The sequence below is a fragment of the Actinophytocola sp. genome (assembly GCF_036378875.1).
Lineage (GTDB): Bacteria > Actinomycetota > Actinomycetes > Mycobacteriales > Pseudonocardiaceae > Actinophytocola.
Window position 1 is genome coordinate 159,811 of the sequence record NZ_DASUVO010000022.1, and the last position, 26,762, is coordinate 186,572.

Annotated in this window: 23 protein-coding genes; 8 read left to right on the top strand and 15 right to left on the bottom strand. The window is 69.9% G+C overall.

Annotated elements, in window-relative coordinates:
- Nucleotides 1-319: 319 nt before the first annotated feature.
- Nucleotides 320-694, top strand: coding sequence for a peptidase inhibitor family I36 protein (locus VF106_RS06550; protein ID WP_330838662.1), 375 nt, complete (start codon nt 320-322; stop codon nt 692-694).
- A 55-nt stretch (nt 695-749) separates the two neighbouring features.
- On the opposite strand, the gene VF106_RS06555 is transcribed toward VF106_RS06550, so the two are convergent.
- The 5 genes from VF106_RS06555 to VF106_RS06575 all read right to left on the bottom strand — a co-directional run bounded on the left by VF106_RS06555 (nt 750) and on the right by VF106_RS06575 (nt 7,728).
- Nucleotides 750-2,033 carry a glycosyltransferase gene (locus VF106_RS06555; protein WP_330838663.1) on the bottom strand — a complete coding sequence of 428 codons (1,284 nt, stop codon included), beginning with the start codon at nt 2,031-2,033 and terminating at the stop codon, nt 750-752.
- Between the two features lie 124 nt (nt 2,034-2,157).
- Nucleotides 2,158-3,366, bottom strand: coding sequence for an MFS transporter (locus VF106_RS06560; protein ID WP_330838664.1), 1,209 nt, complete (start codon nt 3,364-3,366; stop codon nt 2,158-2,160).
- The gene (locus tag VF106_RS06565) at nt 3,366-4,454 is read right to left on the bottom strand and encodes a phenylacetate--CoA ligase family protein (RefSeq protein WP_330838665.1); all 1,089 of its coding nucleotides are present in this window, start codon (nt 4,452-4,454) and stop codon (nt 3,366-3,368) included. The genes VF106_RS06560 and VF106_RS06565 overlap by 1 nt, the downstream gene beginning before the upstream one ends.
- On the bottom strand, nt 4,451-5,599 hold the full coding sequence (locus VF106_RS06570; RefSeq protein WP_330838666.1) for an aldehyde dehydrogenase family protein: 1,149 nt from the start codon (nt 5,597-5,599) through the stop codon (nt 4,451-4,453). Before VF106_RS06570 ends, VF106_RS06565 begins: the two co-directional genes overlap by 4 nt.
- Nucleotides 5,596-7,728, bottom strand: coding sequence for a DegT/DnrJ/EryC1/StrS family aminotransferase (locus tag VF106_RS06575; RefSeq protein ID WP_330838667.1), 2,133 nt, complete (start codon nt 7,726-7,728; stop codon nt 5,596-5,598). The genes VF106_RS06570 and VF106_RS06575 overlap by 4 nt, the downstream gene beginning before the upstream one ends.
- Before the next feature lie 45 nt (nt 7,729-7,773).
- Between VF106_RS06575 and VF106_RS06580 the strand changes: the two genes are divergently transcribed.
- The 5 genes from VF106_RS06580 to VF106_RS06600 all read left to right on the top strand — a co-directional run bounded on the left by VF106_RS06580 (nt 7,774) and on the right by VF106_RS06600 (nt 13,333).
- The gene (locus VF106_RS06580; RefSeq protein WP_330838668.1) at nt 7,774-8,310 is read left to right on the top strand and encodes a DUF1349 domain-containing protein; all 537 of its coding nucleotides are present in this window, start codon (nt 7,774-7,776) and stop codon (nt 8,308-8,310) included.
- A gap of 2 nt (nt 8,311-8,312) precedes the next feature.
- A complete protein-coding gene (locus VF106_RS06585) occupies nt 8,313-9,503 on the top strand; it encodes a galactosyltransferase-related protein (RefSeq protein WP_330838669.1) in 1,191 nt (396 codons plus the stop codon).
- On the top strand, nt 9,500-11,335 hold the full coding sequence (locus VF106_RS06590; RefSeq protein ID WP_330838670.1) for a N,N-dimethylformamidase beta subunit family domain-containing protein: 1,836 nt from the start codon (nt 9,500-9,502) through the stop codon (nt 11,333-11,335). Before VF106_RS06585 ends, VF106_RS06590 begins: the two co-directional genes overlap by 4 nt.
- Nucleotides 11,335-12,327 (top strand): zinc-dependent alcohol dehydrogenase, encoded by a 993-nt coding sequence (locus tag VF106_RS06595; protein ID WP_330838671.1) that lies wholly within the window; start codon nt 11,335-11,337, stop codon nt 12,325-12,327. The genes VF106_RS06590 and VF106_RS06595 overlap by 1 nt, the downstream gene beginning before the upstream one ends.
- Before the next feature lie 115 nt (nt 12,328-12,442).
- Nucleotides 12,443-13,333, top strand: a complete 891-nt coding sequence (locus VF106_RS06600; protein ID WP_330838672.1) for a Gfo/Idh/MocA family protein — start codon at nt 12,443-12,445, stop codon at nt 13,331-13,333.
- Here VF106_RS06600 and galE read toward each other — a convergent pair.
- The 5 genes from galE to VF106_RS06625 all read right to left on the bottom strand — a co-directional run bounded on the left by galE (nt 13,322) and on the right by VF106_RS06625 (nt 18,125).
- Nucleotides 13,322-14,287, bottom strand: a complete 966-nt coding sequence (gene galE / locus VF106_RS06605) for a UDP-glucose 4-epimerase GalE (RefSeq protein WP_330838673.1) — start codon at nt 14,285-14,287, stop codon at nt 13,322-13,324. The genes VF106_RS06600 and galE overlap by 12 nt on opposite strands.
- A gap of 12 nt (nt 14,288-14,299) precedes the next feature.
- Nucleotides 14,300-15,124 (bottom strand): phytanoyl-CoA dioxygenase family protein, encoded by an 825-nt coding sequence (locus VF106_RS06610; protein WP_330838674.1) that lies wholly within the window; start codon nt 15,122-15,124, stop codon nt 14,300-14,302.
- 10 nt (nt 15,125-15,134) lie between these two features.
- Complete coding sequence (locus tag VF106_RS06615) at nt 15,135-16,337, bottom strand: radical SAM protein (RefSeq protein WP_330838675.1); 1,203 nt, start codon at nt 16,335-16,337, stop codon at nt 15,135-15,137.
- 620 nt (nt 16,338-16,957) lie between these two features.
- A complete protein-coding gene (locus tag VF106_RS06620) occupies nt 16,958-17,536 on the bottom strand; it encodes a TetR/AcrR family transcriptional regulator (RefSeq protein ID WP_330838676.1) in 579 nt (192 codons plus the stop codon).
- Nucleotides 17,537-17,543: 7 nt separating this feature from the next.
- Nucleotides 17,544-18,125: a sugar O-acetyltransferase gene (locus tag VF106_RS06625; protein ID WP_330838677.1), complete on the bottom strand. Its 582-nt coding sequence runs from the start codon at nt 18,123-18,125 to the stop codon at nt 17,544-17,546.
- Between the two features lie 16 nt (nt 18,126-18,141).
- On the opposite strand from VF106_RS06625, the gene VF106_RS06630 reads away from it, so the two are divergent.
- Nucleotides 18,142-19,338 (top strand): MFS transporter, encoded by a 1,197-nt coding sequence (locus VF106_RS06630; RefSeq protein ID WP_330838678.1) that lies wholly within the window; start codon nt 18,142-18,144, stop codon nt 19,336-19,338.
- Here the strand turns inward: VF106_RS06630 and VF106_RS06635 are convergent, their stop codons facing one another.
- The 5 genes from VF106_RS06635 to VF106_RS06655 form a co-directional block, all read right to left on the bottom strand.
- Nucleotides 19,339-20,307, bottom strand: coding sequence for a dipeptidase (locus tag VF106_RS06635; protein WP_330838679.1), 969 nt, complete (start codon nt 20,305-20,307; stop codon nt 19,339-19,341).
- A 5-nt stretch (nt 20,308-20,312) separates the two neighbouring features.
- A complete protein-coding gene (locus VF106_RS06640; protein ID WP_330838680.1) occupies nt 20,313-21,830 on the bottom strand; it encodes an SMP-30/gluconolactonase/LRE family protein in 1,518 nt (505 codons plus the stop codon).
- On the bottom strand, nt 21,827-23,656 hold the full coding sequence (locus VF106_RS06645) for a flavin-containing monooxygenase (protein WP_330838681.1): 1,830 nt from the start codon (nt 23,654-23,656) through the stop codon (nt 21,827-21,829). Before VF106_RS06645 ends, VF106_RS06640 begins: the two co-directional genes overlap by 4 nt.
- Before the next feature lie 82 nt (nt 23,657-23,738).
- On the bottom strand, nt 23,739-24,755 hold the full coding sequence (locus tag VF106_RS06650) for an NAD-dependent epimerase/dehydratase family protein (protein WP_330838682.1): 1,017 nt from the start codon (nt 24,753-24,755) through the stop codon (nt 23,739-23,741).
- A gap of 30 nt (nt 24,756-24,785) precedes the next feature.
- Complete coding sequence (locus VF106_RS06655) at nt 24,786-25,490, bottom strand: TetR/AcrR family transcriptional regulator (protein WP_330838683.1); 705 nt, start codon at nt 25,488-25,490, stop codon at nt 24,786-24,788.
- A gap of 68 nt (nt 25,491-25,558) precedes the next feature.
- On the opposite strand from VF106_RS06655, the gene VF106_RS06660 reads away from it, so the two are divergent.
- Nucleotides 25,559-26,641, top strand: coding sequence for an oxygenase MpaB family protein (locus VF106_RS06660; RefSeq protein WP_330838684.1), 1,083 nt, complete (start codon nt 25,559-25,561; stop codon nt 26,639-26,641).
- Nucleotides 26,642-26,762: the final 121 nt, after the last annotated feature.

The following is a 26,762-nucleotide window of genomic DNA, read 5'->3' on the forward strand; positions in this document are numbered from 1 at the left end:
GACACACCCGCAGGGTGCCGCGTCGCGAAGGACGCGTTGGGGGCATAACCGGTGTCCTGAAAGACGCGATCGGGGCGTTCAACGACATGAGCGCGTCTTTCGAGACATTGCCCGCATGTGGACGCGCCATTCGTGCGTGGCATGGCTGCCGGCCGAAACCGCGCGGCGAGTCCACCGGGCCGCACCCCGAGCCACCAAGACCATCGGTGGGTCTGGGTTCAACGACATCAGCACGTCTTTCGAGACATCCGCGGCGCCCTGAACGCATCCGTGAAGCGCCGTCGGTCATCCATTGTGTACAGTCTACAAAGGAGTAGCCATGAGACGTCCTCACGCATCCAGAACGCTGGCCGCCGCGCTGGCCGGCCTGCTCCTGACCGGTGTCACGGTCGCGTTGGCACCCGCGGCGGCCGCCGCGGGAACCTGCGGGTACGCCAACACCCTGTGCCTGTGGGAGGAGCAGCGATACGGCGGCGCGAGTCTCACCGCCAGCCCGCTCGGCTCGGGCGGGGTCTGCGTGGACCTGGTCCAGCACGGCTGGGGCGAACGCGCCCGTTCCGTGATCAACACCAGCAGGCACACCGCCAGCCTGTTCGCGAGCGCCGACTGCACGGGCCGGCCCTACCCGGTCGACGGGAACACCAGCGTCCCCACCCTGTCCTTCCTCGCCAACAGCGTGTACGTCGCCAAGTGACCAGAAGTAGGCCCCCTTCGAATTCTCGAAGGGGGCCTACTTCTGTGTCGACCGGTTATCGGCGTCGCACCGTGATCCCCGTGATGTCGCCGGTGACTTCCTTGGTCGGGACGAAGTCGTGGGACAGCACCTCGAGCAGGAAGTCCAGCTCGCTCTGCTCCTGGAGTGGTTGGTGTGGGAGCTTGGCGTCGACGGTGTGGACGAGCAACACGGTCCGCGCGGCGCGCGTCGCGTCGCGGAGGAAGGCGCAGAACTCCTCCCACTGCAGGCATCGCCAGAAGTCGACACTCACCACCACGTCGAGCGCGGCGTCCTGTGTGGGTATCTCCGTGCCGATGAGATGGAAGTTCGTTGCCGACGGCGGTGCCTCGTGGTCGAAGGTCAGGGTGCCGTCGGGCAACGGGATCTCGTTCGTGCCCATACCGATGAACAAGGCGCGGCCGCCTTCCTCGGCGAGTCTGGGTTCGACCCAGGTCCACACCGGCGCGAGCCGGCATGCCTTGGCCTCGACGCAGTCCCGAATGACCTCCCGGTAGTAACGGATCTTCGCCGCGACGGTGACCGGGATCCGCAGGGAGTTCAGTTCGAAGTCGTAGTGCGGGTAGAGCCGCTTGACCGCGGCCTGGTTGTCGAAGAAGTCCAGGTACTCCCGCCGCGGGTCCCGGTACTTGGGCAGGTGGAAGCAGACCGCCTCGGTGTCCGTCTGGAACGCGCGGTCGTCCCCGCCCAGTTGCTGGTAGACACGGTAGAAGATCTCCGTGTCCTCCCAGCCCCACTTCGTGCCGAACTCCTCGTTGAACCCACCGATCTCGGCCAGCGTCTCGGCCGGCACGGAGACGTTGTTGCTGTGCGCGAACAACCACGGCGTTTCCATGCACTTCGCGAGGTCGGTCTCCAGGACGCCGAGGAACCTGGTCCCCTCACGCACTTGGGTGAGCAGTTCGTCCGGGACCGGCTCGTCGCGGTGGACGAAGCCCAACTGCACGAAGTCGAGCTCGTGCCGCACGCCCAACAACACCCGGGGTGTCGACTGTCCTTCGTGGAACGCCACGTGGCGGCTCAGCAACTCCGGATGCGCGTAGCAGTCGCTGTCGAGGAAGAGCACGGTCTGGCCGACGGCTTCGGCGAGCCCGGCGTTACGTGCCGCCGACCGGCCCCTGCGTCGCGGCAATACGGTGATCTGTAAGTCGATTCCTTGCGCGTACTCCTCGATGCCCTCGTACCCCTCGCCGGGGCCGTCGCAGATGAGCACGACTTCGAACTGGTCGGCCGGCAGGGTCTGCCGGCTCAGCGACCGCAGCGTGTACTTGACGCTGTGGGCATCCTTGTAGGTTGGCATGACGATGCTCAACACGGGACCGGTCAACGTGATCTCCCACTCGATTGGGAATGATGAATGTGCCCCCGCTCAGCATGTCGTTCCCGTGCTGGAGTCTCGATCAAGTCCCGGTGGAACGGCGAGGTCAGTCGGCGACCGCCGGCTCCGCCGCCGCGGTCACGCGGGCGAACAGGCCGATGCCCACCAACGGCACCAGCAGACACGCCAGTGCGGCGGTCAACCCCATCGCCCCCGACAGCCAGCCGACGATGGCCGGCCCGGCGAGCACCCCGCCATAGCTCATGGTCGTGTAGTGGGCGATCGCCGCGCCCGCCGTGTCTGCGGAACCCGTGTCCTGCACGCTTCCGTGCCCCACGGCGCTGAACACGATCGGGTTCAGCACCGCCAGGCCCGCACCGAGCAGACCGAAGCCCACGATGGCCAACCACACGATGTCCGATGGGGAACCCAGTAGCACCAAGGCGAGCCCGGCGATGGCCAGTGCCACCGACACCCGAACCACCGGCACTGGCCCGACCCGGCGGCGCACGCCGTCACCCACGAGCCGGGTCGCCGTTTCGACGACGGTGAACACCGAGTAGCCCAGCGAGGCGACGGCGGCGGTCGCGGCCAGCTCGTCGTGCAGGAACACCGCGCTCCAGTTGGAGATCGCACCCTCGCAGAGCATCGCGGCGCCGCCGAGCAGGCCGAGTGCGAGCACCCGGCGGGTCCAACCGGTACGCCACGACGTCCGTTTCGGACTCTCCCGGTCGGTCTGGCTGCGGTCGACGCCGGCCGGGAGCAGCTGGCTGCCGGCCACGAGCGCGAGCACGACCGTGACGGCGGCCATCACCGCGAAGTGTTGCAGGACGGTCAGTCCGGTGGCGATGGCGGCGCCGCCGGACAGGGCACCGATGATGGCACCGATGCCCCAGGCGGCGTGCATGCCGGACAGGACGGGACGGCGCAGTTGACGTTCCACCGCCACGCCCTGTGCGTTGGCTGCGACGTCGGCGATCCCGTCGACGACGCCGAAGACCAGCAGTCCGACGAACGCGGTCACCAGGTCGCCGGACGCGGCCGGGATGAGCAGCGCGGCGGGCGCGAGGACGATGGTGACACGGGCGATCGGTGCGCTGCCGTAGCGGGCGGTGAGTCTGCCGGCGAACTGCATGCCCGTCAGCGCGCCGACGGTCGGCGCGAGCAGCGCGACGGTCAGTTCCGCGTCGGAGAGCGACAACCCCGTCTTGAACTGCGGAATGCGGGTGAACCACGTGCTGATGACGATGCCGACGATGAAGAACAGTCCCGCTACCGCCCACCGGGCTCTGGCGGGGTCGTGTCGCTCGTCCATCAGTACACGCCTTCGGTCGCTTCGGCTTCGTCGTCGACGTACGGCCTGACCTCGGCCACGCCGTCCCAGGGGAACCACTCGTGCGGACCAACCCGGAGCACGCTGTCCCGCTCGAGCAGGTTGGGGATGAACAGGTCTTCCAACAGCGTGTTCACCAGCACGCGGCCACGTTCGCCATGGGCGACCCGCCGTTCCGGCGCCGCCGGGTCCACCACCTCGATGAAGGCGAGCGGGGGCGGGAGGTGGTAGGTGTGCGTGCCGCCGGTGCTCTCAGCGCTGTCCGCCTGCAGAGCGTGTCCCATCAACGTGTTGCCGTAGGTGTCGATCCACGCCACTCCGTCGAGGTGCTCCTCGCGCAGGTACCGAACCTCCTCCGGCGAGCAGGACGTGCCGCCGGTGCACACGGCGCGGACTCCGTAGTGGGCAAGGGGTTTCGGCAGCTCGGCGGCGAGTTCCAGAAGCAGCCGGGACGTGGTGAACAGCAGGTCGGGCTGTTCCGCGGCGAGTAACACCGTGGTCTGGTCGATCAGGTGTGCCACGTAGTCGTGCGCGTTCCCGGTGGCGAGCAACGACTTCTTCACCCAGCGCGGGTCGAAGTCGATGAAGTGCACGGCGCCGGCCCAGCTGTCGGCGAGGCGCGCGACGAAGTGTCCGTAGGCGTGCGGTCCGCTCGGCGTCATGGCCAGCATGTCGCCGCCCTCCAGCCCGCGTGCCCGCAGCATCACCCGGTACATCGCCACGTCGTACGGGCCCCTGGTCACGTCCACGACGCGGCATGGCGCGCCGGTGGTGCCGCCGGTCTCCACGACCCGGAACGGCCGGCCGGCGAACCCTTTCGGCAACAGGTCCCGCGCCCGCGCCGCACGCAGCGCCGTCTTGTCGAAGTAGCCGAACAGTTCCAGCGCGGCGTACTCGGTCACGTCGCGGATCGGGTCGAACGGCAGCTCGGTCTTCCGGCGTAACCAGAACGGGGAACCGGTCTCGTCCGAGAAATGCCAGCGCATCATGCGGCGCGTCCACTCGTCACGGTCGTGACGCATGGGCGCCACCTGCTCCCGCATGGCGTCCACAAGCGATATGACGGTCATGCTGTGACTCCCGCGGTGTAGACGAACCGGGACCGGGCCATGAGCTGCCGGGCCGCCGGCTCGTCGACGGCGACCACGGACGCGAACGGGAACGGCAGTTCGCAGCCGACCAGCGGATGCCCGGCCGGCGACGGCAATCGCACCAAGGTGGGGGAGAGGAAGGTACGGCCGCCCTCGCTGACGACCAGCTCGCGCGAGGTCACAAAGGTGTCGTCGGCCGCGACGCGTTCCGTCACGAACTCCGCCGTGCGGGCGGCGGTTCGCTCGTCCACCCAGCCCACCGGCCAGCGCTGGTCGGCCGGTGTCAGCTCGATGCCGTCCAGCAGCTCACCGAGCCGGCCGGCGACGGGCGCCGGGTCGCCGAGACACGCCACCGTGCACACGTTGGTGCAGAACCGGCCCGAGTCCGCCGCGACCAGGCCGGCCAGCCAGGCGGCCGTGTCGTCCGGGTCGGCGTCCGGCGCGATGACCGCGCAGGCCCGTCCGGGTCCACGCAGGTCCACAGTGGACATGTGGCCGACGGCGGCGGCGACGGCCTCACCGCCGTAGACGATCTGCCGGTCGGTGACCCGAAGCAGCGTGTCCAGCGCTCCGGTCCGGGTGGGGCAGAAGCGAATCCGGTGGGACGGCCAGCCGGCTTCGAGCAGCGCGGCGACGAACCGGGCGGCGGACAGCGGCTCCCGGGTGCTCGGCCGCACGACCAGGACCGAACCACGCAGCACAGCCTCGGCCACCGCCACCAGACAGGTGAACGTGTTGCCGGGCAGCCAGACCAGCGTGCTGTGCCGGTCGGGTGCCGCGTCGGCCAACTCCTCGATCGACGTGGCCAGCAGGTCGCACCACCGCCACACGAGCGGCTCCGGCAGGCCGGCGATCTCTCCGAGCGACGCGGCGAAGGTGTCCGGGTCCTGCGCCCCGATCCCGCCGACCTCGGGCGCGCCGGTACGGAACGACGACACCGCCCGGCGGAGGATGTCCCGCCGGGCGGTGCCTGGCATGTCCAACTCGGTGGCCGGGGCCTTCCGCGCGTCGTCCCGCAGCATGATCTCCGGCGTCAGGCAGATCCGTAAGCCGTCGGCGACCTCCGCGGTGTCCAGCGACTCGTACCACCGGCCGCCACGGAAGGCTTGTATGAGCTGGCTCATGAAAGCTCCGCGCGCAGCGCGTCCACCACGGTCTGTTGCTGGCGTTCGGTCATGCCGTTGAACAGCGGCAGGCAGATGTGGTGGCGCGCGAACCGGGACGCGTGTTCGAACACGCGGCCGGCGAAGGCGTCCGCGAAGTACGGCTGTTCGGACAGCAGCGTGTCGTACACCTCGCCGGCGAGCGCCACCCGGTACCGCTCACGAAGTCGCCGCTTCAGCTCGGGACGGGACACGTCGGTGTCCAGCAAGGCCACGTACTTGTAGTAGTTGGTGCGCACGCCGTCCGGGACCGGGTGGGGCCGGACGCGGGGCACGGACGGCAGGTGCTCGTCGTACCAGGCGGCCAGGCGCCGGCGCTCGTCGAGCATCTGGTCGAGCCGTTCCAGGTGGGCGATGCCGATCGCCGCGTGTGGCTCGCTCATCCGCCAGTTGCTGCCGAGGCTGCCGTGCACGTTGGTCTCGAAGGAGAGCTTGCCCTGGTCCCGGTACCGGCGCGCATCCTCGAGATCCGCGCCCTCCGCGCAGGCGAGCAGCCCGCCCTCCCCGCTGGTGACCACTTTGGTGGGGTACAGCGAGAACGCGGCGAGCCGGCCGAACGCGCCTGCGGGACGGCCGTCGAGCGTGCTGCCGATCGCGTGGGCCGCGTCCTCGATCACCGTGATCCCGCGTGACGCGCAGGTGTCCAGCACGTCACGCAGTGCCGGCGACACCACGCCGGCGATGTGCACCGGCACGACCGCCGCCACATCGTCCCGTGTGGACAGTGCGACGTCGAGGGCGACGGGGTCCATGCCCAGCCCGTCCGGCTCCATGTCCACGAAGTCGACCGTGGCGCCGGCCCGCACCGCGGACGCCGCGGTGGCGAAGAACGTGTTGACCGGCACCAGAACCGTCCGGCCCGTCACCCCGACGATCCGGAACGCGATCTCGAGCGCGGACGAGCCGGACGAGACCGCGGCGGTCGCGCGGCCGGTCCACGGCTCGGCGAGTTCCTCCAATCGCCGACCGTACGAGCCAAGCGTCAGCGCGCCGGAAGCGAGCGCACGGTCGATCCGGTCCGTGATCTCCACGCGGGCCGCCGGGTCGAAGACGATCCGGGCCGCGGGCACCGCGACGGGCCGCGCCTCGTCGGCGAAGGCGCGGGCGAAGAACTCGGCGGCCTGCGTGGTCCCGGTGCCGTGACCCATGGGCAGGGCAAGCACCTCGACCTGGTCTGCCGCCTCGACCTCGGCGTAGCGTTTGCGGACCGTCTCGCCCGCCGCGGCCGCGTCCTCGCGGTCGAGACGGGAGTCCTCGGTGCCGTACTGGATCTGCAGCCGCGCCGGAGCTAGCGCGCCGTACAGGTCGGCGAGGTCGGCGTGGCGCAGGATGCCGGGCAGTGCGGTGCCTTCGCCCAGCGACAGCAGTCGGCCGAAGAGGGTCGCGTAACCGCCGAGATGGCTCGCCGTGCACACGGGAAGCGGGCGGTCGCGCACCAGTGCGGTGTGCAGTGCCACCGCGGCCCCGAGGCTGTGCCCGAACAGTCCAATGTGGTCACTCTGGACGCCCGGTTGCCGTGCCAGCCAGTCGAGTCCGGCGACGGCGTCCTCGACGAGCACGCCGAGCAGCGATCGCCCGGACAGTTCCAGTGCCTGGTTGAGCACCACGGCCTCGTCGCGGCCACCCAGCCGTTCGGCGGGCAGACCGCCGTCCAGCCCGTAGTCCAGTGTCAGCGTGACGAAACCGGCACGGGCCAGTCGCTCGGCGACATTGCGGTCGGGATAGTCGGGTGGTTCCTCGCCGGTGACGTGTTCGAACCGCGCGTTGCGGCCCTGGCACACCAGGATCGCCGGCCGCGCGCCGGTGCCGGGCGGGCGCAGAAGGGTGGCACGGACCGAGCTCCGGTGCTCGTGCCGCAGTTCGTACCGCTCGCGGATCAGGTCGCCTGTCTGTCCTGTGTGGACATTCAGTGTGGTGAGACGGGCCGGGCGCACCGAGGCGATCCGCGCCACCACCGCTCGCAACGCGGCCCCCTGCGCACGCTCGGCCGGGCGAGCGGCGAGCAACCCGTCGAGTCGGTCACGCTGCACCGCGAAAACCCCCATGTCGTCCGAAGGATTAGCCCATGTCACCACGGTTTCGTCAAGCATCGGAAGACCTTGTCGGCTCGATTCAGCCGGTGCTACCGTGCCGCAATGCACTGGCGCAACGAGCCGAAGCAGTGGACGTACAGTGAGGGTCTGCTCGAAGCGACGGCCGATGGGGACACCGACTTCTGGCACACGACCGGTTACGGCTACGTGCGGGACAGCGGGCACATCTACGGGGAGACGGTGCCGGGCGACGTCACGGTCTCGGCCCGTGTCGAAGGGAACTACCGCGACCAGTACGACCAGGCCGGTGTCATGGCCTGGGTGGACGCCGAGCACTGGCTCAAGGCCGGCGTCGAACTTTTCGACGGACAGCTGCGGCTGAGCACGGTCGTGACCATCGGCCACTCCAGCTGGGCGTTCGCCACCATGCCCAAGGGCACGTCGACGATCTGGCTGCGCATGCACCGCAAGAGCGAAGCCGTCGAGGTGCACTACTCACTGGACGGCCGACAGTACGAGCTGGCGTCGCTCGTGTACCTGCCGGCGGGCCAGGAGGCACTCGTCGGCGTGATGTGCGCGGCACCGGAAGGAAGCGGCTTCCCCGTGTCGTTCGACGACCTGACGATCGAACCGGCGTAACCATGGCGGATGGCTTAGAGGAGCTCGCAGAACGCCTGGTTCGGTACGTCGTGCTGGCCTACGACCCGGCCGTGGCCGACATCGCGGTCGACTACTGGGAGGAAAGCCGGCCGTACTACCTTGGCGTGATCGGCCAGATAGGTGATCTGGTCGCCGGAACAGCCGCGGAGCCGGCCCTGCAGCGGCTCACGGAACGGCCGTGGGACATCACCGCCGAGGAGCCGCTGCGGCGCGAGCTGGCGGTCCTGCTGGCGGCACACCAGGACCGGCACGCCGCGATCCACGCCGCGCTGGACCGGGCCGCGCCCGCGATCCGCATCGACTACCACCACGGTCGCGGATACCGGCCCGACGTCGAGCCGGTCGACCTGGCACTGGTGCGGGAATGGGCGGCGGACCGCCCGCTCCGGCCGGCCGACGACCCGGACGTGCTCGTGGTGATCTCCTTGCGCGACAACGTCGGCGGGCACCGGGTGCGCAACCTCGTGACCTGCCTGCTGGCACTGCGGGACCAGACCTGGCCGGTCGCGGTCACCGTGGTCGAGACCGACGAGCGGCCGCGCTGGCGCGAGGTGGTCGAACCACTCGTGGACCAGTACTTCTTCCTGCCGGACGACGGGCCGTTCAACAAGTCGTGGGCGATCAACGTTGGCGTGGCGCACAGTGCCGGCCGCGCCAGGAACCTGTGCGTGTTCGACGCCGACATCCTCGCCGACCGCGAGTTCGTCGCGCGTAACCGTGAACGTCTGCTGGCCGATCCCTACGCGGCGCACCTGCCGTACGTCGACATGTTCTCGCTGGACGCCGCCGCTAGCCACCGGGCGATCCGGGACCGCATCGCAGCCGGTGAGCCGGACGTGCCGTTCGACGTGCTGCGTGGCCTGCTGCTGAAGCGCCCGCCCGGCGCCTGCCTGTGGCTCACGCGGGACGCGTTCGACCGGGTCGGCGGCCTGGACGAGCGGTACGCCGGCTGGGGCGGTGAGGACGACGACATGCTGGCCCGGCTCGAGCTGCTCGGTCCCGTCCCGCGTCACACCGATGCGTTCCTGCATTTGGACCACCCACGCCCGCGCATGGTCAACGACAGCGGCGCGCCGTTCAACGCCCACCTGGAACCGTTGAGCTGGCGTGCGGACCACGGATACGGGCGGCTGTCCGGGCCGTGGCGAGCGGACCGCGAGCCGTCCCGATGACGGTGCTCGCCCACGCCAGCGACACCTCCGTGCGTCAGGGCGACACTCTCGCCTTCCACCTGCCGCCCGGCCGGTTCCCGGTGTCCGTCCGCGATGTCGTGACGGGACACGAGGTGTACACCGGCGTTGCCGAGGGCCCGGTGTGGAGCATCCAGGCGCCGTGGCGCAGTTCGCTGTACCGCGCCGAGTTCGGCGACGGCGGCGACGAGCGGAGCAGGCCCCACTTCGTGGTCCGCCCGGCGGATCCGGGCGCGAGCTCAGCGATCCTGGTGTCGGTGCCGTTCCCGACCTGGGAGGCGTACAACCACCTCGGCGTGCCGGGTGAGGGGATGTACCTGACCGAACAGCCGGACCGGGCGGTGCGCGTGCGACTGGACCGCCCCGGCGGCGGCCCGGAGAACGCCGGCGACTGGGAGATGCCGTTCTACCGCTGGCTTTCGGACACCGGCCGCACGGTCGAGTACTGCTCGGCCCTTGACCTGCACACCGGCGCCGCCGGGCTCGACCGCTACCGGCTGCTGATCTGCGCCGGCCACGACGAGTACTGGTCGTGGGAGATGCGGGACAACGTCGAGGCGTTCGTCGACACCGGCGGCAACCTGGCGTTCTTCACCGGCAACACGTGCTGGTGGCAGGTGCGGTTCGAAGACGACCTGCGCACGATGGTCTGCTACCGCGACGCGGCCGGCGACCCCATGTCCGCGGTCGACCCGCGTCGCGTCACCGTCGAATGGTCCAGCGCACCGGTCAACCGCCCCGAGAACAGCCTCACCGGCGTGAGCTTCCGGCGCGGCGCAGGCTGCTGGGAGGACATGTCCCTGGTCGAGAAGGCCGGCTACACGGCCAGGTTCGCGCAGCACTGGGTGTTCGATGGCACCGGGCTGCGCGACGGGGAGGAGTTCGCCACCGGCGCGGTCGGCTACGAGACCGACGCCGCGGACTTCGAGGAGATCGACGGTGTCCCACGGGTGACCGGCCGGGACGGCACCCCACCCGAGTTCGTCGTGCTGGCCACGGCCGACCTGCGGCACTGGCGCGGTTACGGGCAGGGCGGCCACGCCACGATGGGCATCTTCCGACGTGGTCTCGGCACCGTGTTCAACGCCGCCACCGTGAACTGGGTGAACCGGCTGACGGACGTGACGGTGGCCCGGATCACCGCCAACGTCGTGGACCGGCTCTCGGCGCCGCGGGGTGTCGAGGAGTGGGAGGACATCGGCTCCAGCGTGGGTATCCGCTCGGTCGCGGCCTGCGAGCACCGGTTGTTCGGCGTGACCGAACACGGCAAACTGTCCACAAGGGACATCAGTGCGCAGAACCTCGCCTGGCGCACCGTCGACGACGCACCCGGCCTGCTGGCACTCGCCGCGCCACGGGAGACCAACGTGGGCCGCACGGTCGGCCTGTACGGCCTCTTCGCCGACCGTACGGTGGCCTTCCGTGAGCCACTGCCCGGGCCGGCGCACTGGGACCCGCTCTGCCGCGCACCGGAGGGCACCCGCGATCTCGCGGTGTGCTTCGAGAGCCTGTTCGCCGTGACCGAGGACGGCGCGCTGTGGGCGCTTCCCCTCGCCACGCTGTGGGACGAGCGGGCGTGGCGGCGCATCGGCGAGGCGGCCGAGGTGGTCGCCATGACCGGGCTGAGTGGCCGGTTGTACGCGGCCACCGCGAATGGGACGGTGAAGAGCCGATTATGTGATGACGGGTCCGGCTGGGTGGACGGCGGGCACGCGCCGGGGGTGACGGCGCTCGCCGGGTACGCCGGCTGGTTGATCTGCTGTTGCGCCGACGGCCGATTACGTCGCCGCGCGGGGGCGGGATGGGGGAGATGATGCGTAGGTACGAACTGACGGGCCGCCACGAGATCCGGCTCGACGACGCGGCGCCGGTGCCCGTTCCCGGCCCCGGCGAGGTTCTTGTCCAGGTACGCGCGAACACTCTGTGCAACCGCAGCGATCTGGCCTACTACCACTACTTCGGGTTGCGCGATCACTGCGCCACCGGCTGCTTCGGCCACGAGGTCGCCGGCACCGTCCACGAGCTGGGTGCGGGTGTCACCGGGTTCTCCGTGGGGGAGCGGGTGTTCGTGCGGACCCCGCTGACCTCCGGGTTCGCCGACTTCGCGCTGGCCAGGCAGATCGCGCTCGGCCGGCTGCCGGAGCGGATCCCGTTCGAGCAGGGCGCGATCCTCCAGCTGCTTCCGCTGGCCGTGCACGCCACCAGAGGGGTGCGCCTCGGCGACCGTGTCGTGATCATCGGCCAGGGCCCGGTCGGACTCATGGCACTGCAGGCGGCCGCACTGCGTGGCGCGGCCGAGATCGTGGTGGCCGACCTCGACCCCTGGCGGTTGGCGGTCTCCGGGCAGCTCGGCGCCCACCGGACCGAGCACGTGGACGGCGGTCTGGCCGCGTTGCGTGCGATCGGCGCCGACTTCGACGTGGCCATCGAGGCCGTCGGCACCCCCATCACCGCCAACGCGTGCGTGGACCTGGTGCGGCAGAACGGGTTGGTGGTCTTCCTCGGCACACACCACGTCGACACGCACGTCACGTTCGACATGGTCGCGTGGGAGAAGAAGGGCCTGCGGCTGCACACCGCGGCCGAACCCACCGACCAGGCACGGGTGGAGAGCATGGCGATCGCCCAACGGCTCGTCGACCACGACCGGATCCGGCTCGCCGAACTGCTGACCGACACCTACCCGCTGGAGAAGCTGCCGGACGCGATCGACCGCTTGTCGGCCAACCGAACGCTCGCCCCGGAGGGGGAGGAGGTGTACTCCGGCCCGCCGCCGAACGTGCTCAAGGTCGCGATCTGCCCGTGAGCGGAGCTTGCGGAGCGAACCAGCGACATTCAGGACACGACGGCACTTGCGGAGGGCGCCGGTGGAGCGGAGCCTGCGGAGCGTTCCGGTGCCACGGAGCGAGTGAGGGCGTGTCGTGAGGTGGGCGGTCGCCGGGTATGGGGACGTGGTGGTCCGCCGGGTGCTGCCGGCGCTGCGGGAGGCTGGCGAGGAGGTCGTCGGCATCTGGGGCCGTGACCAGCGGCGTGCCGACGAGGTCGCCACCCAGCACGGGATCCCGGTCGCCACAACGGAACTCGCCACGCTGCTCGCCAAGGTGGACGCGGTCTATGTCGCCACACCGGTGGTCACGCACGTGCCACTGGCACTGGCCGCGGTCGACGCCGGCCGGCACGTGTTGGTGGAGAAACCACTCGGGGGAGCGCTGCGGACCGAGGCGGAGGCACTCGCCGCGCTGGCCGTCGAGCGTGGCGTGACGGCCGGGGTCGCCTACTACCGCCGGCTCAACCCGGCACTCGCGCAGCTGCGCGAAACCCTTGCCACGCAGAAGGTTCGCCGGGTGTCGATCGACTTCCGGTCCCCGTTCGAACCCGCGCCTGATCACCCGATGCGTTGGCGTACCGAGTTCTCCGTCTCCGGCGGCGGGGTGCTCGCCGACGCCGGCAGCCACCGGCTGGACCTGCTGTGCTGGCTGTTCGGCCCACCGGAAGCGGTCGTGGGGCTATCCGCCGACCTGTTTCCGGGCGGCGCCGAGCGAACCGCGGTGGTGCGGTTGCACTGGCCGGCCGGCCCGACCGCGAGCTGCCGGTTCACGTGGGGTGCCGGGCCTTCCGTGGACCGGATGACGATCACCACCGCCGGCGGGACGATCGTGCTCGATCCGTTGGACGCCGGTCTCGCGCCGAACCCGCACACCCCACTGGTGGTCGACTTCGCCCGCGCCGCAAGAGAAGGCACCACGCCGGCGTGCCCGCTCGGCGACGCGTCCCTTGTGGACGCTCTCATCGCGAGGGCGTTACGCCGCTGACATCGGCAGCCAGGTCCGCCACGTGCTGCGCACCATGTCCAGCAGCCCGTTCCTGGCTTCCCACAACAGTTCCTGGCCGATCTTCGCCACCCCGGCGACGACCTCCGGCGCGTCGCCGGGCCGCCGTGGCAGCACCCGGCACCGGACCGGCATGCCTGTCACCTCACGCACCGCCGCGAGCACCTCCAGCACCGAGTGCCCACGTCCGGTGCCGACGTTGTACACCTCGGCCGCCGCGCACCGGTCCAGCCGCCGGATCGCCGCGAGGTGCGCGTCGGCGACGTCCGCGACGTGCACGTAGTCCCGAACCCCCGTGCCGTCCCTGGTCGGGTAGTCCGACCCGGTTACCAGCACCGGCCGCCCGGCGGCGATCTGGCCGAACACCAAGGGAAAGAGGTTCGTCCCGCCACGGTCGGCGAGCACCTCGTCCTCGGAGCCCACCACGTTGAAGTAACGCAGGGCGATCCACGAGATCCCGTACGCGGCGCCTGCCGAGCGCAGCAGCCACTCGGACAGCAGCTTGGTCTCCCCGTACGGGTTGATCGGCCGGGTCGGGGACTCCTCGGTCACCAGGCGGTGTTGCGGCACCCCGTACACCGCCGCGCTGGACGAGAGCACCATCCTGCTGACGCCAAGCTCGACCATCGCACCGATCAGCACCTGGAGCGCGGCCAGGTTCTGTTGGTAGTACCGCAGCGGATCCGTCACCGACTCCGGCGCCGACTTGGCGCCGGCCAGATGGATCACGCCGTCGACACCGTGCTCGACCAGCACCGCGCGCACCGCGTGCGGGTCGAGCACGGAAGCGATCGTCAGCGGCACCTCGGGCGGCACCCGTGCCTGGATGCCGGTCGACAGGTCGTCGAGCACCACCACCCGCCGGCCCGCCGCGCACAGTCGCCGGACCACGTGCGCGCCGATGTAGCCGGCCCCGCCGACCACCAGCCAGGTCACCACGACCCGCCGTCAGGCGCCGTCATCGGCGGACCACGGCCGGGTCCAGCGCTTGTCGACCCGCGCGCCGTCGCGGAGGAACCGGACGTCGACCGACACCCGCGCGGTCGGGGTGGTCGTGTCCAGCGCCGCGTGCACCAGGTGTGGCGTGTGGATCGCGACGTCTCCGGCGCGGTAGTCGGTCCACAGCCAGCGCCGGCCGAGCTTGCGTGCCACCCAGCCGAGGTCATGGCTCAACGGCCGGGAATCGTGTGTCCGGTCGGTCACCGCGCGCAGCTCGGCGAGGCGTTCGGGCTCGATGTCGCACGAACCGTCCAGGTACACCAGACCGCCGCCCTGTGGCGTGCAGTCCCCGGCGGGGAGCCACATGGTGATCAGGTCGTCCGAACCCTGGTCCATGTAGTCGAAGTCGGTGTGTGCCCGCGACGACTGCCTGGTGCCACCGTGGAAGTGGCGCAGGATGGCACGGGGCAGGCGGTGAGCCGGACCGTCCAGCAGCGTCGCGGCGAGGTCCGCGAGCGCCTGCTGGTCGACGAACTCAGCGAACTCCGCCGAACGCACGAAGTCGTGGGCAGGATGGCCCGCCACCCCATACGCGGGCAGTGGTTCACTGTCCGCCGGGAACGTGTCCAAATAGGACTGCCGGAGCCGGAGCACGGCGGCCCGGTCGAGCACCCCGCGCAGCAACAGGTAACCGTCCGCGCGCAGCCGTGCGCGCAACGCGGCCGGATCGGCCACGAGTGCGGTGCTGTCCCGCATCGGCGCGAACAACTCGGCGGTGAACGGCAGTTCGGCGCCGTTCGAGCTGACAGTGCTCGTCAACATGTCGATGCTCATGCCCGCGCCCTCAGACGAAGTCGGCGTGCAGCGTCCGGGGGATTTCGACGCGGTAGCTAGCCAGTGCGTCGTCGAGTGAGATCTGGCCCCGGCGCAGCCATTCGAGCAACTCGTTCTGCGGCCGGTAGAAACAGGACTTGCACAGGTCGGTCCGCCGGGGGTTGGACGCCTCCCACTCGGCGCGGGGGCCGCCCTCGAGCACCTGCTCGTAGCCCTCCTCCAACACGTTCCCGATGCGGTAGCGGCTGTTGAGGTGCACCTGCGGGCACGGGTAAAGGTGACCGTCGGCGCCGACCGCCGTCACGAACCGGCTGTAGTGGCAGTGCTCGAAGTCGCCTTCCACCGCCTCGGTCTCGTCCATCGGGCCTCGGTCGAGCTTGGGCACCGACACCTCGAAGTCCGGTGTCGACAGCTGTGCGACCTCGGTGAGCGCGTCGGACACCTGGGACATCACGGATTCGACCGTCTCGTGTCCCAACGCGCTGTAGAACTCGGGCTCGAACCGGATGTAGTGCGCGTCGGCCTGTTTGGCCAGTGCCGCCGCTTGTCTGATCTCCTTGTAGTTCTGCTGGGTGATCACGAAGTTGAAGCCGACCCGGAAGTCCGGGTCACGTGCTTCCGCACGCAGCCGGGGCACCGCGGTGACGAAGCGGGAGAAGGTGTGCTCCCGGTCCCGCGTGATCTCGTTGAACGTCTCCTCGGCGCCGGCGTTCATGCCGATCCGCACCCATGTGTGTGTTTCCGTCACACAGCTGGCCAACTCGTCGGTGTGCAGGCGGGATCCGTTGGTGATCAACCCGAGCCGCAACCCGGCTTCGTGCGCGTCCCCGCAGATCCTGGTGTAGCCGGGGTGGATCGTGCACTCGCCACTGCCACAGAACGTGACTGCCCGGCCACCCGTGCCGGCGAACTCCCGCAGCAGCTTGATCGCCTTGTCGGTGTGGATCAGGTCCTTGAAGGAGAAAAGGTCGTAGAAGTTCTCTTCGTTGGGGGAGTGGAAGTTGCAGAAGTTGCAGCGCATGTTGCACGCGCCCATGATCCCGATCCGCATGTGGACCGGCTGGATCTCCTGGCCCTCGATGAACTTCCGCAGCATGTCCTCGTGCGCGAGCACCTTGTTGGGCGCGTGCGCCTCGTCCAGCGAAACGATCGGCAACTCGCGGCGGTTGCTGGGTAAGGCGGCGTTGTGGGTTCCCGTAGTCTTTGTGGTCATTGGGATTTCCCCCTAGGCGAAGGCGTCGGCATCCTCAGGACACTGACGATTACGCGTCACTCAGATGACGCATTCTGCGTGGCGTGGCGGGGTCCCCTTAGTCCGCGAACGCTAACAGAATCGGTTGAGCGACGCAATGAGACCAATTGTGATCACACATATTTCGTGAGACCCGCCAATTGATCATTTGTCCCGCGATCGTACTGGCGGACGATCCCCGTGAGGTCCAAACGGACGAACGCTTTGTAGTGCGATCCGGGCGATCGGTTAATTCTCTATTGTGGACCTTCCGGCTTGCCGGTGATCATGCAGCCCGCGCGCGGTTCTGCGGATCCGACGGGCAAAGCCCGCTGCGCGGGCGGCTTCCGCATCGCGAGGGAAGCCCCGTGCCGCGAACGGCGTGCTTGTGCCACCGGCGCTGTCCTGAACGACGCTTTCGGGTCGTTGACCGTCATCAGCGGGTCTTTCGAGACATCGGCGATGCCCTGGACGAGACTTTCGGGACCCAGCGGATGCGCTGCTGTGCGCCCGGCAGCCGCGAAGCGGCCCGGTCAGCCCGCACCCTTCTCTCGCCGTACGAACACCCTGACAAGATCATCGGTGGATTTGGGTTTCCACGATCAGGTCGATGAAGGGTCGTCGGCAATTCCGGTCATGCGTTCCACGGCGACGGTGACCGCGGTGGGGTCGTGGGGTTCGGTGTCCAGGGCGCGGTGGATGGTGAGGCCTTCGATGAGGGCGTCGAGCAGGCGGGCGGTGACGGGGTCGAAGTGTCGTTCCAGGGCGTGGCGGCTGCGGGCCATCCAGGCGTTGGTGATGTCGCGGTAGGCGGGCTCGCGGGCGGCGAGGGTGTAGAGCTCGTGGGTGAGGACGAGGTCGCGCTGGTCGCCGAAGACGTCGCGGGTGATGATGTCCACGACGGCCTGGCGGGCGGAGGCGGGGTCGGTCGCGGCGGTCATGCGTCGTTCGAACTGGTCGTTGACGGTGCGGGCGAAGCGGTCGAAGGCCTCGTGGAGGAGTTCGTCCATGCCGGTGAAGTGGTAGGTCATCGAGCCGAGCGGCACGTCGGCCACGGCGGCGATCCTGCGGTGGGAGGCGCCTGCGACGCCGCTGTCGGCGATGACGTCGAGGCAGGCGTCGATGATCCGGTTTCGTCTGTCCGGGTCGTAGCGGCGGCCCGTGCCGCGCGAGTCGGTCACGACGGGCTCAGATCTCGCGGGTGACGCGGGCGGGGTTGCCGACGGCGACGACGCCCGAGGGGATGTCGCGGGTGACCACCGCGCCGGCGCCGATGACGCTGTCGTCCCCGATGGTCACGCCGGGGCAGACGATGACCCCGCCGCCGAGCCAGACGTTGTCGCCGATGGTGATCGGCCTGGCCGCTTCCAGCTTGTCGCGGCGTGGTCGCGGTTCGACGGGGTGGGTCGGGGTGAGCAGTTGGACACCGGGGCCGATCTGGCAGTCCTCGCCGATGGTGATCGTGGCGACGTCCAGCGCGGTGAGGTTGCAGTTGACGAAGGTGCGGGCGCCGATGTGGATGTTCTCGCCGTAGTCGACGTACAGCGGCGGTCTGATCACGGCGTCCTCGCCCAGCGTGCCCAGCACCTCCGCCAGGGTTCGGCGGGCGGCGTCCGCTCGCCCGGCCACCATGTCGAGTCGGTAGGCCTCCAGCAGCTGTACCGCCCGTTGTGCGATGCGGGCGCTCTCCGGGTCGTCGGCGACGTAGAGGTCACCGGCAAGCATCCGCTCCCGGTTCGTGCGGGGGTCACCGGCGAAGTAGTCCGTCATGCGTACGATCGTACGCATGAGTGGTGAGACGGCCGTCCACCCAGAGCAGGCCGCGCGGGTGGCCGTGGCGGTGCTGTTCCTGACGAACGGGGCGTTGTTCGCCAACCTCGTGCCGCGTTACCCGCAGATCAAGGCCGACCTCGGGATCGGCAACGCCGCCTACGGGCTCGCGGTCGCCGCGTTCCCGGCCGGTGCGATCGTGGCCGGCCTGGCGGCCGGGGTGCTGGTCCGCCGGTTCGGCTCCGCGCGGGTGGCGGTGGCCGGCACCCTGGTCACCGGCGTGGCCACGCTGGCCGCGGGAGTGGCGCCGTCCACGGTCGCCCTCGCCGCCGCGTTGTTCCTCGGCGGCGCGATGGACGCCATCACCGACGTCGCGCAGAACGCGCACGGGCTGCGGGTGCAGCGCCGCTACGGGCGTTCGATCATCAACTCCTTCCACGCGGTGTGGTCCATCGGCGCGGTCACCGGCGGGGCGATGGCCGCTGGCGCGATCGCCGTCGGCCTGTCCCGCGGCGTTCACCTGACCGCATCCGCGGTCCTGTTCGCGGTGGTCGCGCTCGTGGCCCTGCGCTACTGCCTACCCGGCCCCGACGCCGCGGACCGGACCGCCGCCGAGGAGGAGGTGCCGACGACGGTCGCGCGCTCGGCCGGGTCACGCACCATGTTCGTGCTCGGCGCGCTGGTACTGATCGCGATGGGAGGCACGATCGTGGAGGATGCCGGCAGTTCCTGGGCGGCGGTGTACCTGTCCGGGTCCTTGCAGGCGCCCGGCGCGCTCGCGGCGTTCGGGTTCATCGCGCTGGTCGGCACCCAGTTCGTCGGGCGTATGGTCGGGGACCGCCTGGTCGACCGGTTCGGCCAGCGAACCGTGGCCCGTGCGGGCGGTGTCATCACCGCGGGCGGAATGGGGATCGCGCTGGCGTTTCCCACCGTGCCAGGGACCATCGCCGGTTTCGCGGCCGCCGGTCTTGGCATCGCGACGCTCGTGCCCGCCGCGATGCACGAAGCCGACGAGCTGCCCGGTCTCCGGCCGGGCACGGGCCTGACCGTGGTCTCCTGGCTGATGCGCCTTGGCTTCCTGCTCTCGCCACCCCTGGTCGGACTGGTAGCCGACGCGTCCAGCCTGCGCCTCGGTCTGCTGCTGGTACCCGCGGCCGGACTGCTCGTCGTCGCGCTCGCCGGCACACTCCAGCCGCGCCGCCGCGATGCCTGATCACCCGGCCGGTGGCTGCCAGACCTGGGTGGCCACCCGCCGGAAGTTGCCGCCGGCGATCGCGGCCACGTGCTCGGGCGCGTAGCCGCGGTCGGCGAGGGCGGATTCCAGCAGCAGCAACGTCTCCGGCTCGATCAGTTGGACCAGGCCCCAACGGGTCATCGACTCCGGGAACAGGTGCGGGTTGCGCGCGATCTCGGCGTTGATGTCGTCGGCGTCGAAGGCGAAGTCGGAGCCGATGCCGACGTGGTCGATGCCGACCAGGGACACGGCGTGGTCGATGTGAGCGACCATGGCGTCCACGGTGGCCGTGTTGGGCCCGAGGAAGATGCCCACGCCGGGAATGCCGATCACCCCGCCGGTCTCGGCGACGGCGACGGCCTGCTCGTCGGTGATGTTGCGGGGGTGGTCCCACACCGCCCGCAGACCGCTGTGGGAGTAGATGACCGGGTCGGTCGACGCCGCACACAGGTCCAGCGCGGTGCGGATGCCGCAGTGCGAGCCGTCGACGAGCATGCCCACCTCGTTCATCCTGGCGACCAGGTCGCGGCCGTAGCGGGTGAGGCCATCGTCGTGGGTGTCGAGGCAGCCAGAACCGGCGGCGTTGCGGAGGTTGTAGGTCGGCAGGAGCGAGCGGACGCCGGCGGCGTAGAACTCCGCCACGAGGTCGAGGTCGCCCTCGAGCGGGCCGGCGTCCTCGAGGTCGAACGCGACGGCGATCCGGTCGTCGGCGTGTGCCGCGTCGACGTCGTCGACGGTCGCGGCGAGCATCAGGTGGTCGTCCCGCTCGATCCCCGCGCGGAAGTGGTTCAGCAGGGCACGCGTCTGCGCGGCGGTCGTCGGCGCGTAGCCCACGTTCACGCAGATGTAGGCGCCGCCCGGCCTGGCGTAGCGGAGCAGCTCGCCGACCTCCGCGCTCGTGGAGTGCGGGAGGCAGACGTGTTGTTCCCAGAAGAGCGCGTCGGACACGGGGATCAGCCTTCGTCGACGACGGATCCGCTCGTCTGTCTCCCGTCGACGGGTGACAGCCTCAGCACGCCACCCTCGGCGTTGGCGCAGATGTGCAGCGTCCCGTCCGGCTCCACGGCGAGGCCGGCGAACGGGCGCGGCACACCCGGCATGCCGTGGGTGAAGAGCGCCGGGTCGGTCCGGGTCACGCCCGGTGGCAACCCGACCGCCAGGTTGTCCGCCTCTACCCGGGTTTCGCCCGTAGGCGGGTTGATCGCCAGCAGCCGCCGCTCACCGGTCTCCACGACGAGCACCTCGCCATCGCGGATCGCGAGACCCTGCGGCGCCGACAGTCCTTCCACGACAGGCGATCCGTCGTCGAGTCGCAGCACCGCGCCGCGCTCCTCGTCGCTGACGTAGCCCGTGTCCCCGTCGAAGGCGACGTCGACGGGACACGCCAACCCCTCCGCGAGCACGGTGACGGCGTCGTCCCCGTCAACGGCCACGACCCGGCCGGCGCCCGCCTCCGCGACCACCAGCACGCCGTCCTCGCGCACCGCGAGGCCGACCGGCCGGTTCAACCCGCTCGCCCGCATCCGCACCGACCCGTCGGCCAGGTCGTAGGTGCGTACGTCGCCGTACTGCGACGCCGTGTGCAGGAACCCGTCCGCCGCGGCGACACCGTGGACGAAGACGAACATCTCGCGCTTGTCCCCGTTCACCAAGGTGTAGTGGTCGGCCACGTGCACCCGGCCGCCACTCACCGCCACCCCGTAGGGCCCGACCCGACTCTGCGCCACGATCTGCCGCGTACGGCCGTCCGGGTGCAGCTCGGCGATCCCACCGCTGGCGAAGCTGGAGACGAACATGCGGTTCTCGTTGTCGAACGCCGCGTTGTCCAGCCCCAGCACTCCACTCCGGACGATCGTGCGCTCTCCGCCGGCGAGGTCGATGCGGGTCACGAAACCCGCGTCGCCACGTGACAGCACCATCAGCACACCGCCCCGGTCGAAGCGGACCGCGACCGGCTCGTGCACGTTCTCGGCCACGAGTTCCGGCGCCCCGCCGTCGAGCGGCACCCGGAACACCTGTCCGGTGAGCATGTGCGGGTAGTACAGACAACCGTCCGGACCCAGTTGCATCGCGTTGCCCATCATGAGCCCGTCGGCGAGCACCCTCGGGTCACCGCCGTCGGGGAACAGCTCGAGCACGCGGCCGTCGAGCTTCATCTCGTTGACGAACAACCGGTCGCCGACGGTCGCGATGCCGTTGGGCACCGCGACCTGGTCCGACACCAGCGAGTACTCACCGGCCGGGCTGCGTCGCCACACCCACCCCGGCACCAGGTCGGTGATGTACATCGAACCGTCGGAACCGAACGCGAGGTCGTCCGGCGACTGCACCGGACCGCCCTGTGGCACGACCACCTCGACGTCACCGGTCGCGACGTCCACGGCGCTGATCTGCCCGGCGAGGAACTGGGCGACGTACAACCGACCGTCCGGCCCGAACGCGATGCCGTTGGAGCCCCATAACCTCTTCATGCACTCACCACCAGAACGTCGTTCATACCGCCGTTCGCACGCCACTGCCGGAGCAGTTCGTGGAACGCCACGGGCCCGTCACCGAAGGAGAAGTTCACCATCGACGGCATCCCCTCGTTGTTGTAGTAGCCGGGGGTGCATTCTGCCTGGAACCTGTATGTGTCCGCCGCCTTCTCGTTGATCGTCGCGAGCCAGGCGTCCACGGCCGCCGCGCTCGGTTCGACGTAGCGAGCACCTCTGGCGCGGGCCTCGGCGACGACCGCGCCGATGTGTGTCGCCTGCTCGTCGAGAACGTGCACGAAGTTCACCGACGAGGCGTTCTGCAACGGCCCGAGGTGGAACAGGTTCGGGAAGCCGTCGCAGTAGAAGCCGTGGAGCGACCTCGGGCCTGCCGCCCAGTGCTCCAGCAGCCGCACGCCGTCCCTGCCGTACACGGGAAGGAGGCCGGAGAGGACACCGGAGACGCCGACCTCGAAACCGGTCGCGAAGATCACGCAGTCGACCTCGTGGGAGGTGTCGCCGACCACGACAGCGTGCTCGGTCATGCGGGTGACGCCGCCGTGGTCCGCGGTGTCGACCAGCGTGACGTTGGGGCGGTTGAACGTGTCCAGGTAGTGGTCGCTGAACGTGGGCCGCTTGCACGTGTAGCGGTACCAGGGCTTGAGTTTCTCCGCAATCTCCTGGTCCGTGACGACGGCGTCCACGCGGGCACGGACCTCGTTCATCTTCTGGAAGTCGACGATTTCGTCTACATACTCCCGGTTCCGCGGATCGAGGTCGCTGTAGACGTTGGTGCGCACGAGGTTGTGCAGCAGGTGCGCGCTGCGGGTCCAGGCGTCGGCCACCATGTCCTCGTCGGTGTGGCCGTCGTGCACGACCGAGAGGAAGTTCTCCATGCGGCGCCGCTGCCAGCCCGGGGTCAGCGAACGTGTCCACTCCGGATCGGTCGGCCGGTTGTCCCGAACATCCACAGAGGACGGCGTGCGCTGGAACACGTACAGGTGCTGGGCATCGCGTCCGAGATGCGGCACGACCTGGATGGCGCTCGCGCCGGTGCCGACGAGCGCGACGCGCTTGTCGGCCAGCTTGTCGAGGCCGCCGTTCGCGTCACCGCCGGTGTAGCCGTAGTCCCAGCGGCTCGTGTGGAACGTGTGCCCGGCGAAGTTCTCGATGCCCGGGATGCCGGGGAGCTTGGGCTGGCTGAGCGTCCCGCTCGACACCACGACGTACGTGGCCCGCATCCGGTCGCCGCGGTCGGTGCTCACGAGCCATTCGGCGTGCTCCTCGTCCCAGCGCAGCTCGGTGACCTGCGTCTGGAAGCAGGCGTCGCGGTAGAGGTCGAACGTCTCACCGATCGCGCGCGCGTGCTGCCAGATCTCCTCGCCGGGCGCGTACTTCCACTTCGGGACGTAGCCGACCTCCTCCAGCAACGGCAGGTAGATGTAGGACTCGATGTCGCAGTGGATGCCGGGATAGCGGTTCCAGTACCAGGTGCCGCCGAAGTCGCCGGCCTTGTCGATCACCCGGATGTCGCGAAGACCGGCCTGGCGCAGCCGTGCGGCGGCGAGCAGCCCGCCGAACCCGCCGCCGACGATCACGGCGTCCATCCGGTCGGTGAGGGGGTCCCGCGTGATGGTCGAGTCCGCGTACGGGTCGTCGACGTAGGAGCTGAACTCGCCGTCGGTTCGGACGTACTGCGTGCTGCCGTCGGGCCGGACGCGGCGGTCGCGCTCGGCGCGGTACTTCGCGCGGAGCGCGTCCGGGTCAAAACCCAGCTCGTCCGGAACCAGGTCATGGTCGGGAGACGGGACACGGAGAGTGGTCATAACGACACAACTAGCGAACATCCCGAATTGAGTCAAGCGACTGACTTAATTGTGGATCAAGGTCACGCCAGCGTGCGGTTGGCTACCGAGTCGCGAGGTAGGCGTCCTCCGCGGCGTAGTCGAGCATCGGCGCGAAATAGTCGTGCTCGAACGTCGGGGGCAGCTGCTGGGTGGAGACCAGCCAGTCCAGCTCGGCGGTCACGGTGGTGGCGTAGTCGCCGGCCGGTCGGTAGCCCAGTTGCGCGGCCGCGCTCATGTCCAGCCGGATCGCCGGTATCCGAGCCCAGGGATGCAGGCCGAGTCCAGGGGGCGCGTGCTCGTCGAGGAGTACTTCCCGCCACTGGTGGCCGAGATGCGCGGCGACGGTTCGCGAGATCTCCAGCGCGCTGGGCCCGTCGGGGTCCGCGCTGTTGAGGATCCGCGCGCCGGGATCATTGGCGACGACCTCGATCAGCGCGGCGATGTTGGCCGCGGCGCTCGTCTGGTCGGCGCCGCGTCCGCCGTGGGACAGGAGGAGAACCCCGCGCCGGTCGAGCACCCGCTTGACGAACACCCATTCGTCGGGCTTCGACGCACCCTCGCCGTGCACCCTGGACGGCCGCAGCACCGTCACCGGGTGCCCACTGTCGAGCAGGACCCGTTCGGCGGCCACCTTGTTGGCGCCGTAGCCATCGCCACTGCGGTAGTCGATGTCCTCCCGCGGGGCCACGGTCGGCTGCGACTCGCGGATCGGGCCGGCGAAGTTCGGTGGGTTGGCCGAGTTCACGTGGTTTCCCTCGGCGTCGACGTACACGGCCTTGGTGGAGATCATCACCGTGGACCCGACATCGTCCAGCAGCGGCAGCAGACCCCGCGCGTGCGCGGCGGTGAAGCACAGGCAGTCGACCAGCAGATCGGCTCCCGCGCCAAGGGTCGCCGCGAGTTCGCCGGCCTCGTCGCGGTCCGCGGCGACGAACCGTCCTCCCGCCGCCGCGACATCCTCTGGCACGCGAGACCGATCTCGGCCAACGACGTCCACATCCCAACCAGAGGCCAGCAACCGCCGCGCGGCGGCGCGGCCGATCACCCCGGTACCACCCAGAATCACCGCACGAGACATTGATCAACAGTAGCGCGACCCGAAAGCTGCCTAGGAGGGTTCCCTGGACGCGAGAAGCGCTTCCGCCCCGCGCACGAACACGTCGACGCTGAACTCCAGTTGTGCCCGGTCGTACGTGTCGACCGGGTTGGCGCTGATGCGGGCGAGGTTCTCGTACTGGTCGGCGTCACGCGCCCGCAGCGCCGTCCGCAGGATGCGGGGCCGGGGTCGCTCGGCCTCCTGAGCCGCCTGCAGCACATCGCGTGCGAAAGCCGTGCAGATGGCGGTCAGCAGCACGAGCGCCCGTTGCGCGGTGCCCTGGTCGAAGCCCGCCTTGACCAGCTTGGCCAGCAGAGCCTCCGTCGGATCGAGGAAGCGGGTCACGACCGGGTCCGCCAACGGCAGGTACTCGACGAGCCCGCCCGTGGCGATCAGGCTGTCGGCCAGGCCCGCGGCGTAGGCCCGGCAGGCGTCCTCCCACCGGCCTCGGGTGGCGATCTCCACCGCGGAGAAGTTCGCCGAGAAGGTGTCGAGGGCGACGAGACGCAGGAGGTTCTCCCGGTTGCCGACGTGGTGGTTGAGCGCCTTGCGGTCGACGCCCAGCCGGTCCGCCACGGCCTGCATGGTCACCTCGGTGGGCCCGAGTGACCGGGCCACCGCGACGATCCGGCCGAGATCCAGCCCCGCCCGGCTGCCGCGCGACCGGGCTTCTCGCGGGCGGAGGGGAGCCGTGGTGTCCCGGCCTTGACCAGCCATGGCAGGGAGCCTACTGTCCCAGTTAATTCCCGCCCGGGAATTCACTCGTCTCCGACGAAGGAGTGGTCGTGACGACCGAGACCGTCGCCGATCGAGTCGTCACGAAGGAGCGCCTGCTCGGCTCCGTCCGGCGATGGCGCCGCTTCGGGGAGCCGGTGCCGGCCGGCGGGTCGGTACGCGAGGACGGTTCCCCCGACCACGGCATCTTCGGGCCCGGCTCGGTGGTGTGGGAGGTGCTGCTGCACCCCGCCACGATCGTGTTCCAGTTCGCGGCACAGGGTCTGCTGCAGGCGACGTACAAGCCGATCGTCGCGGGAGTCCGGGACCGCGACCCGCTCGCCCGCAATGCCCGCAAGGGGACGTTGACCGTGTTCGACCTCTTCGAACGCGGCCAGCGCAACTCGGGGATGCACGCGCCGATGTGGCTCGGCGACACCGAAACCGCCCGGCGCATGGCACGGCACCTGCACAACATCCACCAGAAGGTCGCCGGGGACGTCATCGACGTCGGCCGTCCCGAGCTGGGCGGGTACGCCGCGAGCGAGCCGCGCGACGCGATGTGGGCCGCGCTGACCGAGATGCACTCCATGCTGTGGCTCTACGAGTCGTTCGCGTTCCGGGACGGCAGGACGCCGCACCGGCTCTCCCCGGAAAAACGGGACCGCTACATCGCCGAGGTGGCCGAGTACTGCCGGCTCGTGGGCGCCCGCGAGGACGAGATCCCGACCACGACCGCCGAACTGGCCGCCCTGTACGCGAAGTACGACGACCTTTTCGGACACAGCGCCACACTGACGGTCTTTCCCGACACCGGCGGCGACTTCGCCACACTGGTGGGGGAGAACATGAAGAAGAACTTCCACCGGTCCCAGCTGGCCGCTGCGTTCTACGCCCTCGTCCTCGACCACGGCCTGTTCCGGCAGCTCCTGGCGGGCGCGGTCTCGGGACGGACACGACGGTCGATCGGCATGTCCCCACTGCGTGGCCGCATCGCCGTCGCGATCACCAAGCTGTCCCTGCCGTTGATCTGGCTTCTGCAGCAGAAGCCGTTCGAGCGCCACTACATGCGCCTGATGTGGGGACCGGACGGCGTCATGCTGATCGAGTCCGCACGCCGGCTGCTCAGCCGCCGAGTGCTCGCGCGACGGTGAGGCTGTCCTCGTAGACGTGGTAGCTCGGGCTCGCCGTCAGCGAGGCGACCGAGGAACTCGGCCTTCTTCCGTGAAGATCATGACCGGCACGCTAGACGGAGCCTCCTGACACCCGTTGTCA